Origin of the sequence: Gardnerella sp. DNF01151 (assembly GCF_049244235.1) — a bacterium.
Classification (GTDB): domain Bacteria; phylum Actinomycetota; class Actinomycetes; order Actinomycetales; family Bifidobacteriaceae; genus Bifidobacterium; species Bifidobacterium swidsinskii.
Genome location: NZ_CP058389.1, coordinates 441,413 through 453,782, shown reverse-complemented (window position 1 = coordinate 453,782; position 12,370 = coordinate 441,413). Strand labels below are relative to the sequence as shown.

The 12,370-nt window shown below is 46.2% G+C and carries 9 protein-coding genes; 4 read left to right on the top strand and 5 right to left on the bottom strand.

Annotation, left to right across the window (positions count from 1 at the left end; translation table 11 throughout):
- Positions 1-164 precede the first annotated feature (164 nt).
- The 5 genes from rpsD to HXT37_RS02000 all read right to left on the bottom strand — a co-directional run bounded on the left by rpsD (position 165) and on the right by HXT37_RS02000 (position 6,779).
- The gene (gene rpsD / locus HXT37_RS02020; RefSeq protein ID WP_004105277.1) at positions 165-791 is read right to left on the bottom strand and encodes a 30S ribosomal protein S4; all 627 of its coding nucleotides are present in this window, start codon (positions 789-791) and stop codon (positions 165-167) included.
- Positions 792-1,227: 436 nt separating this feature from the next.
- On the bottom strand, positions 1,228-2,010 hold the full coding sequence (locus HXT37_RS02015) for an ABC transporter ATP-binding protein (RefSeq protein ID WP_004110329.1): 783 nt from the start codon (positions 2,008-2,010) through the stop codon (positions 1,228-1,230).
- A 2-nt stretch (positions 2,011-2,012) separates the two neighbouring features.
- Positions 2,013-3,224, bottom strand: coding sequence for an FtsX-like permease family protein (locus tag HXT37_RS02010; RefSeq protein WP_064621549.1), 1,212 nt, complete (start codon positions 3,222-3,224; stop codon positions 2,013-2,015).
- Between the two features lie 38 nt (positions 3,225-3,262).
- Positions 3,263-3,676 carry a DUF4418 family protein gene (locus tag HXT37_RS02005; RefSeq protein WP_421779655.1) on the bottom strand — a complete coding sequence of 138 codons (414 nt, stop codon included), beginning with the start codon at positions 3,674-3,676 and terminating at the stop codon, positions 3,263-3,265.
- A gap of 142 nt (positions 3,677-3,818) precedes the next feature.
- On the bottom strand, positions 3,819-6,779 hold the full coding sequence (locus HXT37_RS02000; RefSeq protein ID WP_410309402.1) for an ATP-dependent helicase: 2,961 nt from the start codon (positions 6,777-6,779) through the stop codon (positions 3,819-3,821).
- Between the two features lie 189 nt (positions 6,780-6,968).
- Between HXT37_RS02000 and HXT37_RS01995 the strand changes: the two genes are divergently transcribed.
- From HXT37_RS01995 to HXT37_RS01980, 4 genes are all read left to right on the top strand, one after another.
- Complete coding sequence (locus HXT37_RS01995; protein WP_004110321.1) at positions 6,969-7,550, top strand: xanthine phosphoribosyltransferase; 582 nt, start codon at positions 6,969-6,971, stop codon at positions 7,548-7,550.
- A 647-nt stretch (positions 7,551-8,197) separates the two neighbouring features.
- A complete protein-coding gene (locus HXT37_RS01990; protein ID WP_421779653.1) occupies positions 8,198-9,460 on the top strand; it encodes an acetyl-CoA C-acyltransferase in 1,263 nt (420 codons plus the stop codon).
- 87 nt (positions 9,461-9,547) lie between these two features.
- Positions 9,548-10,882 carry a hydroxymethylglutaryl-CoA reductase, degradative gene (locus HXT37_RS01985; protein ID WP_116773809.1) on the top strand — a complete coding sequence of 445 codons (1,335 nt, stop codon included), beginning with the start codon at positions 9,548-9,550 and terminating at the stop codon, positions 10,880-10,882.
- A 23-nt stretch (positions 10,883-10,905) separates the two neighbouring features.
- Positions 10,906-12,219, top strand: a complete 1,314-nt coding sequence (locus HXT37_RS01980) for a hydroxymethylglutaryl-CoA synthase (RefSeq protein WP_116773810.1) — start codon at positions 10,906-10,908, stop codon at positions 12,217-12,219.
- Positions 12,220-12,370: the final 151 nt, after the last annotated feature.

The following is a 12,370-nucleotide window of genomic DNA, read 5'->3' as shown; positions in this document are numbered from 1 at the left end:
AACTGTCGAAAACACCAAATCATTTGGTGAAATAAACAAAATTCGCAACGAAACTGTCGAAAACACCAAACCAACCGATGAAATCGACAAAAACGCATTGACCCCTGCCACGCGAATGCGCAACAGGGGTCAAGCGGTATGTCCTTAAGAATTAAATCGGCGAATTAACGAGCGTAGTATTCGACGACGTACTGAATGTTGACTTCAACTGGAATCTGATCGACTTCCGGCTTACGAGTCAAAGTAGCCTTCAAAGAGGCAAGATTCACATCGAGGTAACCAGGAACTGCTGGCAAAACGTCGCGATGAACGCCTTCTGCAGCCATCTGGAATGGAACCATGGTCTGGCTCTTGGCACGAACCTGAATGGTCTGACCTGGCTTCACACGGTAAGATGGGCGATCGACAAGATTGCCATCAACCAAAATATGACGATGTACAACAAACTGACGAGCCTGGGCAGTGGTGCGAGCAAAGCCTGCACGCAAAACCAAAGCATCAAGACGAGTTTCCAAATCGGTGAGCATTGCGTCACCGGTCTGGCCTGCAGTGTGCGTACCCTTCTCGTAAGCAGCACGAAGCTGCTTCTCGGAGATGCCATACTGAGCGCGAAGACGCTGCTTCTCGCGAAGACGTACTGCGTAATCGGACTCGGTGCGACGACGAGTGCGACCGTGCTCACCTGGAGCATATGGACGCTTCTCGAAGATACGCTGAGCCTTTGGGGTTAAAGCGATGCCGAGGGCGCGAGAAAGACGCACCTGACGGCGAGAACGCTGAATATTAGTCATAGCTAATCCTTTAATTCTGTCGTTATCTGAACGGAACGTGAACCAAGTTTTTAATCGATCGCAAAATCGCTTAAAAATTATTCACGCTGAGCCGGCCTCTCCAGTGCTTCTTCGTGCTAACACACGAACGCGCAAGTATTAAAACGTTGAAATAACGCCATAACTACCGCGCGCCGACCCACTGATGGGCTAAGGCTCCAGATGATGCTTACACAAAATAGGCATCGTTTCTGATTCTACACACCCGTAAGAATAATTGTTGATATTTTTCGTACTGAGCGCGAAACTCACGTTGTAAGTTCCCCGGCAAATGTTCCACAAACCAGCCAAAACGCTCGCGCGAGTAACGCGCTCGCTTGCGAAACTCGCGTTGGAAGTCCACTGGACTTCCAACTTTAGCGAGTTTCCGGATTGAAGTGCCTTCGCGCGCTACGCTTCAAGCGCTCCGGCAAGTCAATCCGCAATCCATTGTGTATGTGCGATCCGCACAGCGAGCAGCCTCAACATCGTGAGTTACCATGAGCACTGCCACACCATTTTTTGCAGCCTCGCGCAACATTTTCACAACTATGCGAGTATGCTCTACATCCAAATCGCCAGTAGGCTCGTCAAGAATAAGAAGCTTTGGATTGTTTATTAGCGCGCGCACAATCATTACGCGACGCATTTCACCACCCGAAAGCTCATTTGGGTAGCACCACAGTAAATCTTCAATATGCAATTGCTTGCAAAGTTCTAACGCGCGAGTCTCGTTTAAATCTTCGCTTACTTCAGACTTACTTACTTCAGCCTTACTTATTCCAGACTTACTTACTTCACAAGCACTAGCTGCAATTTGCACAGGTAAAAGTATGTTGTCATGCACAGTAAGATTTTGTAAAAGCGTCTGCGATTGCGTCACAAAACCTATATCACATGCGCGCAAACGAGACATTTTTGCATCACTAAAAGTGCGTTCAGAAATCTCTTCGCCGCAAACTTTTACACTTCCATGCGTTGGCTTCAATAACCCAGCAATCAAATTTAGTAAAGTAGATTTTCCGTTACCTGACTTTCCAACGATTGCCACAAAATCGCCGCTATTTAGCGCAAAACTCACGTTATTTACTGCAAAAAATTTGTGTTTTCTGCGCATAAATTCGCGAGTTACACGAGTAAGCTCAACAACAGGTAAAATATCAAACTCATTACTTGGCAGTTTTTGACTCTTATCTTCCATACTTACTCACCTGACCTAAGTGTCAAATACGTTTCGCGCATAGCAATACGCAATGTGGTAAGCGCTGAAGCTACAACAACTGCAACAAGCGCAAGTAGCACAGACGCTAACATAAGCACTGCTACTGGTAGCGCAGTCACTTCCAAATACGGAAGCTGCAACTGTTCAGAAATAAGAGAACTGTAAGGGAACAATATAAGACTTGCAGACGCAACCCCCAATACTCCACCAACTAAGCCAAGTATCGCAGATTCCCTAACGACAACGCCTAAAAGCATATTTCTTGTTGTGCCAAGTATGCGAAGAGAAGCAAACTCTTTTTTGCGTTCGTTTACAGATGTTGAAAACACTGCAACTAAAACTAGCAATCCAACTAGCCAGCACGCAGCAATTATAAAAGTCAACGTGCGAGTAAAAACACCAAGATTAGCTTGCGTAGTTGCTGTAATTCCGCCCGGAAAAACTATGCCAATGCTTGAAAGACCAGTTGTTTTGCGAATATTTTTTGCAACTTCTTGCGCGCTGTAACCTTTTTGTACTTTTACGAGAACTGCAGAAACTGCTTTTTTAGCATATTCCTTTGGAATAGCGGTATGCCCTACTTTCGTTGAATACTCAACTACTTGCGGCACACTTTCGCGTCGCACAAACACTGAATTATCAATGCTTGTGCCGGTTTTTGCAAGCTGCGCAGCTACAGGCCATTGGTGTCCAAAAAGACGAACAGTATTCATATAAGACACGATTACATTTGCGCCAGCAATCATCTCGCCTTTTTGTAACTTCTGCTTATGTTGAGAATAAATCCAAGGACCTATAACAAAATCAGAATCGGGATCAAAACCAATAATTTGCAATTTTTCAGCGCAACATCCTGCAGAAAGCGAAGAAATATACGTTTGTACACTCGCCTTTTGCACACCCGGAGAGCGTCTTACTAAATTCTCAATATCGTTAGTGAAATAAAAAGTGCTTGAACCACTGTTTGTAAGCAACGCTTCTGCTTTAGTGTGCGTACCTTGAGGGATAACCATAATATCAGCTCCCATGCGTTCTCGCATACTGTTCAAACCGCGTTCAAGATTCATAGAAATCAGCGAGCCGCCGAAAAATATTGCAGACAAGCACGCAGATACAACAATAAGTGCAGCAGTGCGCAATGGCTTGCGTCTAAGATTTTCCAGCGGCAATCGCTTTAGCGTAATAGTGCGCATAATTTTGCTTTATTAAGCTTTTCGAACTATTTGAACTATTAATCTTCTTTATTATCCAAATACACGGAAGCAGCCGCGAACACCAATGCGAGCACAGACAGAACAATCAACGTTGGGCGCATAACGGATGCACAATGCATCATTGGGCTCTTGCACACGCCAATAAGGAATGTTGTAACAGCAAGCATAAGCAAAGCATTCACAACTACAGCAATATTTAAACCAATGCGAACATTTTCTTTAACAAATAGCGCAATAATTCCAAGTACTGCAATAACTAAGCCAATTCCAACAGCTGCACGACCTGTGTAGTAGCATGCCATAGGTTGCATCATCATATGCATTTTGTGCATGCCTCCGGTTGAGCATGGCTTTGCAAACGTCAATGGTGCAATGGCAATAAGCAAGCCGAAAATAATTGCAGGAATTGATGCGAATAATTTGTTTTTCATAATTTATACCTCATTAAATGTATGTTTTTATTTTTTAGTGTCACATTTTCGTTAATGCAACACGCTTCCCGGCACCCACACCCGCGAATGCCACGTCCTTGTTAAAAATTTATCTTACATTAAAGTGCATAAATAGAAGATTTTATAATTTCTCGATTGGTGCAACTCTAAGCATTAGTCGCTTTACTCCATCGGAGCCGAAATCGACTGTAATAATTGAGTTTCTGCCCTTATCTTGCGTTGCTAGCACGGTTCCTAAGCCGTAAGTATCGTGAGTAATTTTGTCGCCAACTTGGAAGTCTTGAATATTTAGATGATTGTCTTTATTCATAACTGCGGAAGTTGAACCAACTTTTGTTGCGCTTGTTGAAGCCGCAGTTTTTGCGGTAACTTTGCGCGTTTTTACTGCACTTGACTTAGACCAATTCGATTTAGAATAAGAAGATCCGTAAGAAGAACCGTAAGACGAGCCGTAAGACTTGCTATAAGACTTTTCGTAAGAGGAGCTGTAAGAACTCGAGCCATACGATTTATTTCTTCCGTAAGACTTAGAGCCATGCGATTTTTCAGAACCGTAAATGCTTCCACCATAAGTTGTTTTTTCACTAAACGCATCGCTATAATCGTCATCCCAGCCGCCAAAATCACTATCAAAATCGCTATCGAAATCATCGCCACGCCTAGACGAAGCGCCCCAACGCTCAACATCAGACTCTCTGCGCTTCCAATCAATCAAATTATCTGGAATCTCATCCAAAAACTGGCTTGGAAGCATATCTTGAGCCTGCCCCCATTGCGCACGAACAGCAGCACGAGTAACATACAAACGCTGCTTAGCTCGAGTAATACCAACATAAGCAAGACGACGCTCCTCGCAAAGCTCGCCATCGTCTTCCAAAGCGCGAGAATGCGGAAAAGTTCCCTGCTCCATGCCAGTTAGGAACACAACCGGATACTCCAAGCCCTTAGCCGTGTGAAGCGTCATCAACGTAACTTTACCAGTGTCCTCATTTTCATCCGGCAATTGATCCGAATCAGCCACAAGCGCCGTCGTTTCAAGGAATCCAGCAACACTAGCATCCGGCGTATTCTGCTCATACTCAGCTGCAACCGACTGCAATTGCGACAAATTATCCACGCGAGCGGCATCTTGAGGATCTTCAGAACGTTGCAAATCCTCCAGCAAACCACTGTCGTTCAGTATGCTGTCAATAACTTTAGAAGGTTTCGAGTCATCGTTTTGCATGCAAGTAATTAAATTGTGCATAAGCTCGCGGAACTCTTTAAGCTTGGTTGCAGTGCGAGTTGGCATGCCTTCGATTGACTCCAAATGCTCCAAAGCTTGCCAGAAGCTAACTCCTTGTGTTTGAGCGTAAAGCGTTAGCAAAGCCTCCGCACGCGCTCCAAGCCCACGCTTAGGCACATTCAAAATTCGGCGCATATTCACATCGTCATCTGGGTTTGCCATAGATTGCAAGTATGCGAGCGCATCTTTTACTTCGCGACGCTCGTAAAACTTCGTGCCGCCAACAAGTTGATACGGAAGACCTGCTTTAACGAGCGCATCTTCCAGCGAACGAGACTGTGCATTAGCGCGATACATAATCGCCATATCCGAATAAGCAACGCCCTCTTCACCTGCTAATCGCGCTATTTCTTGCGCAACCCAAGCTGCTTCCTGTTGAGCACTGTCTGCTGCATAACCAGTAATTGGAGTGCCCTTACCTAATGCCGTCCACAATTTTTTAGGCTTTCGTCCTTGATTATGCGAAATAACTGCATTTGCAGCATCCAAAATAGTTTGCGTAGAGCGATAATTTTGCTCAAGCATAATAGTTGTAGCGTTTGGGAAATCTTTTTCAAAGTCTTGAATATTGCGAATATCTGCTCCGCGGAAAGCGTAAATCGACTGGTCGGAGTCGCCTACAACTGTGATTGATGCAGGAGTGTTATTTTGCTGAGATGGATTTGCACTATTTTGCTTTACATCCACTCCAGCAAGCTCGCGAATAAGCTCGTATTGAGCGTGATTCGTATCCTGATACTCATCTACAAGAATATAGCGGAACTTATGGCGGTAATATTGCGCAGCTTCTGGTACTTCGCGCATGAGTTGCACAGTTCGCATAATTAAATCGTCAAAATCAACCGCATTTGCTTGAGATAAACGATGCTGATATTCCGCATAAATAGTTGCGTAAACAGCTTCAGAATTGCCAGCGTGCGCAATTTGTTGACCTGCAACACCAGGCTTGTAATCGTTAGCATACATGTCTAGTTGCTCACGCCAAGTGATTAAACTATTTTTGCAATCCGAAATCTTGCCCAAAATGCTGCGTGGCGTAAAACGCTTAATATCAACGTTAAGCTCTGTTGCAATAATTTTTACTAATCGCTCGCAATCGGAAGTATCGTAAATAGAAAAGCCTGATTTTAAGCCAATATACTGTCCTGATCTGCGAAGTATTTTCACACATGCAGAGTGGAACGTCGAAACCCACATAGTATTTGCTTCGCTACCAATAAGTTTGCTTAAACGTTCACGCATTTCGGCAGCTGCTTTGTTTGTAAAAGTGATGGCAAGAATTTGGCTTGGCCAGGCACCTTTTTGGCTTAATATCCAAGCTATTCTTCGCGTAAGAACTCGCGTTTTGCCGCTTCCAGCTCCTGCTCCAATAAGCAGTGCCGGTCCGTCGTACTGGACTGCTTGAGATTGTTGCGGATTTAAGCCGTCGAGTAGTTTTTGCGCGTCAACTGCAACTCTAGAATGTGCGAAATTTTGGGAATATTCTTGAGATTCTTGAGGAAGCAGTTCTTGTTGGGCAAGAGCTTCTTGTTGGGAAGGCACTTCTTCTTGAGGAGGCACTGATTCTTGATCAGACGCATATTCTTGCTGCGTAAAATCAGGCTCTTTAGCGTAAGCGTCAGCATACTCGTCGTAACTGTAGTTGGCATAATCATTCACATCCGCAACATTCTCGTAAAAACGATCGTCAGAATCGAACGAATCAACTGGATTCCCCAACAAATCACTTACATATCCGTAATCACTATCCTTTGCACTCATATTTGCATTCATACTTGCGCCCATACTTACGCTCATACTTGTACTCCATTAATGCTGCCAATTACCTACGTTTTAGCTTCAGCAATAAAACGCCCCCACGTTTTAATTGCGCACGTATTTAATCAGGTTTACCACATGCTGCAGTCGTTTTTACTCGTATTGTGTCACGAACTTGGGTATGCTTGAGCGTACTGCAATGTAATTGTTCGTAAGAAGGGGCGCATCGTGCAAGAACTGGAAGAACGCATTCTCCAAGATGGTATCGTAAAACCAGGCAATGTATTAAAAGTAGACGCTTTTTTGAACCACCAGTGCGATGTGAATTTATTTGATCATATGGGAGCCGCTTGGGCTGAGCATTTCCGCGACGCAAATATTACTAAGATTCTTACGATTGAAGCTTCTGGTATTGGAATTGCATGTGTTGCAGCACGCCATTTTGGTGGAGTTCCTGTGGTTTTTGCAAAGAAAGCTCAGTCGATTAATCTCGATGGCGACCAATACGTATCTACGGTATTTTCTTTTACAAAGCAGCGCGAGTTTCCGGTGATTGTGTCACGTAAGTATTTAAGTGCGGAAGATCGCGTGCTTATTTTGGATGATTTTTTGGCGAACGGCAAAGCTTTGCAAGGATTAATCGACATTTGCAATCATGCTGGAGCTAGCGTTGCCGGCATTGGAATCGCTATCGAAAAGGGCTTCCAAGGTGGTGGAGATGCGCTTCGTGAAGCCGGATATGACTTGGATTCGCTGGCGATTGTTGACGCGATGGATCCTGTTGACGGCTCGATTTCGTTCCGTAAGTAGCGCTCCGACCTGCTTTCGCGCTTAGAGCGTAGCGCGCGAAAGTAACTCGGAGCGGAAACTCGCTAAAGTTGGAAGTCCAGTGGACTTCCAACGCGAGTTTCGTAGCGAGCTTATTCCTCACGGCTATTGGTAGCCGTGAGGCTGATTTGGCATGTGAAGCACACCGTGCTTCACAATTGAGCCAAATCACGCTTTGACCGAGCTTGAAATCCCAATGATTTCAAGCTCGGTCAAAGCGCTGCGCGAGCGTCCTTCGCTCAGTGCGAAAAATCTCAAATCTCTACCACACTGGTATTCGTGCAACTAAAGTCACGAAATTAAGCTGCGGTGGGGTGTGTGGTATTTGTGCCCGGTGTGACGTGTGCAGTAGCACGGATGTTAGCGTTCTTTGGACAGTAGTAAATCAACGTTTGCAGAGCATTACTGCAAAGCTTCAGAAGGTTTGGGAGAAATACGACTCTTAATTTACGCGGCTGTGAAGTTTATGCCGGATTCGGAAGCGCAAACTCATTGAAGCACGCTTAATTGTGAAGGAAACGAGAAAAATTTTTCGCAAATGGTAATTTTGTCGAAAAATACGATAAAGTAGTCCGGTTGGTATACTTCAACACGTATTGCAACAAACAATTGATTAGGTGGCTAAACATATGACTGAAGTGGTGATTGCAAGCGCTGTACGTACGCCTATTGGCAAATTCGGCGGCAGCTTATCTTCGCTTTCCTCAGTTGATTTAGGAACAATCGCAGCAAAAGCAGCAATAGAACGCGCTAGAATTAGCTCACACGACGTGGATCAAGCTATTTTTGGAAACGTATTACAAGCAAGCAGCGGACAAAACGTTGCTCGCCAAATTGCGTTAAAAGCAGGATTAGATACTTCTAGCTGCGCAATGACAATTAACGAAGTATGCGGATCCGGCTTAAAAGCAGTGCGCTTAGCACAATCCGCAATCGTTATGGGAGATGCGCAAGTTGTTGTTGCAGGCGGCACTGAAAGCATGAGCAACGTACCGTTTTACGCAACTAATTCGCGATTTAGCGGACACAAATACGGGAATTTTGCGCTTATTGACGGTTTGCAACGAGACGGCTTAAACGACGCTTTTACTGGCGACGCAATGGGCGTTACTGCAGAAAATGTTGCAGCAAAATTTGGTATCACTCGCGAAGCACAAGATATTTTTGCACTTAAATCTCACCAAAAAGCTGTTGCCGCTATTAAAAGAGGCGATTTTGCTTCTGAAATTGTGCCAGTAACGCTTGCAAACGGAACTGTTATAACTCGCGACGAGCATCCTCGCGAAGATACGTCTTTAGAGCAGTTGTCGAAATTGCGCACGCTTTTTAAAGCGTCGGAAGAAACTGCGGACGCGACTTGCGAAGTTGACAAGCGCGAAGTTGGCGAAAACGAAGTTTGCAAGCACGAATCGACTGTAACTGCAGGAAACGCAAGCGGAATTAACGACGGAGCTGCAGCTCTAGTGCTTATGAGCAAAGATTACGCGCAAGCGCACGGAATTGAATATCTTGCGCAAATTGTGGGATTCGCAGAAGGCGGAATCGACCCAGATTTAATGGGATACGCTCCAAAACATGTAATGGAACGCATGCTAAATGCGACCGGCAGCAACGTTGACAACATTGACTTATTCGAAATAAACGAAGCGTTTGCAGCGCAAAGCATTGCTGTTTCGGAGCAACTTCATATTGACGAGTCAAAACTCAACGTACGCGGTGGAGCAATTGCACTCGGACATCCGCTTGGCGCTAGCGGAGCGAGGATTTTGACGACGCTTATATACGCTTTGCGAGATAGCAATAAGTTAAATGGAGTTGCTGCGCTGTGCGTCGGCGGCGGAATCGGCGTTTCTATGCAAATTAAAATGCGAAATAATCAAGCCAAAATGTAAAACAATAAAGTCAGACTGCAAAACAACTAAGTCAGAATGCGAAGCGATCAGAAGCATTCGTAGTCTACAAATCATGAGGTGATTTCGATGACCGCTTTTCGTGAATTAAGCGTGGAAAATCGCATAAAAACCTTGCAAAATGAGGGCGCAATTAACGAGGCTGAGGCAGCATTTTTGCTTAAACAGTTTGCGGAAAGTTCTGATACTACAATTTCTGCAGACGTTGCAAATCATATGATTGAGCATCAAATTGGAAAGTATACGCTGCCGGTTGGCGTTGTGCGTGGGCTGATTGTGAACGGCGAAGTGCGTGACGTGCTGGTTGCAACTGAGGAGCCATCCGTGATTGCAGCTGCGTGCAATGGGGCGCGAATTGCTGCAGCGACTGACGTTGGATACGGAATTATTGCGCGCTCCCCACAATACGTGACTACAGCGCAAATAGCTTTTGAGGACGCTGACGGGAGCGTGGCGGCGCGTTTGAGCAGAATCGTTGAAGATAAAGAAAAGGTTGCAGAACTGTTGCGCATTGCAAACGAGTCACACCCATCAATGAGTAAAAGGGGTGGCGGCGCGCGAAAATGCCGCGCTTCAGCTTTGCACGGCTTCGCAAAGCTCGAGATTGACGTAGACACATGCGACGCAATGGGCGCAAACACAGTGAACACTATGGGCGAAGCCGTCAAAGCCCAGCTGGAAAGCTGGCTCGGCGTGCAGGCGCTAGTTGCAATACTCACGAACACCAGCCGCGTTGCCAGCACAGCAGAAGTGCATATACCGGTTGAAGCACTAGCATCCAGGCGGCTGGAAGACTCTGAACGAGAGCGCGAGGGAAAGCGCCTTGCGCGCCGAATCGCGGCATTGAGCGCACTTGCCGCCAGCGACCCTGCACGCGCCGCCACGCACAACAAAGGAATCCTAAACGGAATCGCAGGAGCCGCGCTCGCGTCCGGGAATGATACGCGAGCGCTAGAATCGGCAGCACACGCGTGGGCGGCGCGCTCCGGTCGCTACCTACCACTGTCAAAGTGGAACACCGAAACTTTAAACGGAAAAACCATACTCCACGGCAGTATTGAAATTCCGCTACAGATCGGCATTGTCGGCGGCTCAATCTCATCGCTTCCAATGGCAAAACTCGCGATCAAAATCGGCAAATACAAAAACGCAAACGACTTTAGAAATACGCTTGCCGCGCTCGGTTTGGTGCAAAATCTTGCGGCTCTTCGCGCACTAGCAGGCCCTGGAATTCAAGCAGGTCACATGGCATTGCAGTCTTCAAACCTGGCAATTGCAGCAGGTGCCAAAGGTGCGGAAATCGCAGAAATCACGCATAATATTTTGCAACTTAGCCCTGCAGAAAGAACTACAGAAAAAGTTACGCAATTACTTCAAAAGTTACGAGAATCAAGTAAAAATTAAGAAAATTTAGGGGTTTAGGACAAATGAGCACACAAAATATCAAAATATCAGCAACCGCAACAGCCAACACAACCACAACCTCCGCAACCACTCCCCTTACCGTCGGCATTGACCGCATCTCCTTCGCAACGCCGCACTATTACCTAAACCTCGAAGAATTGGCGGAACACCGCGGAATCGACCCTAACAAATTCACAATCGGAATCGGTCAAAGCGAACAATCCGTGCCACCAAATCACCAAGACATCGTCACTCTCGCTGCGCAAGCCGCACTCCCACTACTACCATACATCGATAGCAATCGCCTCAAAATGCTCATCGTCGGCACAGAAAGCGGCGTCGACGCAAGTAAATCCAGCGCGCTATACGTTCAAAATCTGCTAAAACTCACGCCGTGGGTGCGCTCTATTGAAGTAAAAGAGGCTTGCTACGGCGGAACGGCAGCTTTGATGATGGCATGCGATTACGTTCGCGCGCACGCAGAAAAAAATCCGCAAGTGCTTGTTATTGCAGCCGATATTGCGCGCTACGGGCTTGCTACCCCTGGCGAAGTTACGCAAGGCGCTGGGGCTGTGGCAATGCTTGTGAGCGCGAATCCGCACGTGCTTAAAATTAACGACGACAGCGTTGTAAAATCCGCGGATATTCAGGACTTTTGGCGACCTGTTTACCAAGACACCGCTCTTGCTCGCGGCAAGTTTTCAACCGAGCAATACATACAATTTTTCTGCGAAGTTTGGCAAAAGTATTGCGCGCAAAACGATTGCAATTTCAACGATTTCGCCGGATTGTGCTTCCATTTGCCATATACGAAAATGGGTTTGAAAGCACTTAAGGCTGCGATGGATTCTTGCGCAAATTCTTGCTCTGATTCTTGCGATAATAGCAACCTAAGCGAGTCGTCGCACAATCGCTTACTTTCGCGCTACGAAACCAGCACGAAGTACAGCCGTCGTGTAGGCAACATCTATACGGGTTCCCTGTATTTGGGATTGCTGTCTTTACTTGAGTTAGACGAATTTACTTGCGAAAATAGTGATCTTACTGCACTTAAAAGCGGCGATAAGATTGGACTATTTTCTTATGGTTCCGGCGCTGTTGGTGAATTTTTCAGCGGCACGATTGCGCCAGGATTTAGAGATGCGCTGTTTGCGCGCGAGCATGCGGATATGCTTGATTCGCGCGTGCATTTAAGCGTTGCTGATTACGAGGAGATGTTTGAAAGCGTTGCGCCTTACGCTCCGGAAGATTTCGAAAGCAGCACGTCTTGCCGCGAAGGTGCAAGCTTCTTCCTGGACGACATCACATCGCAAGAGCGTCACTACTCCGCGCGCTAAAATCGAGCGAGCGCACGTTTCAATCGGATTCTCGCGCGTAGCCGACTTTCCCTTTACACGCACGTAAAGTTTCTGCCTCCATCCAGTCATTTCGCGACCCTTCCTTTACACCGCAGTAAACTTTCTGCCGTTATTTCGTGCGCAACCGACC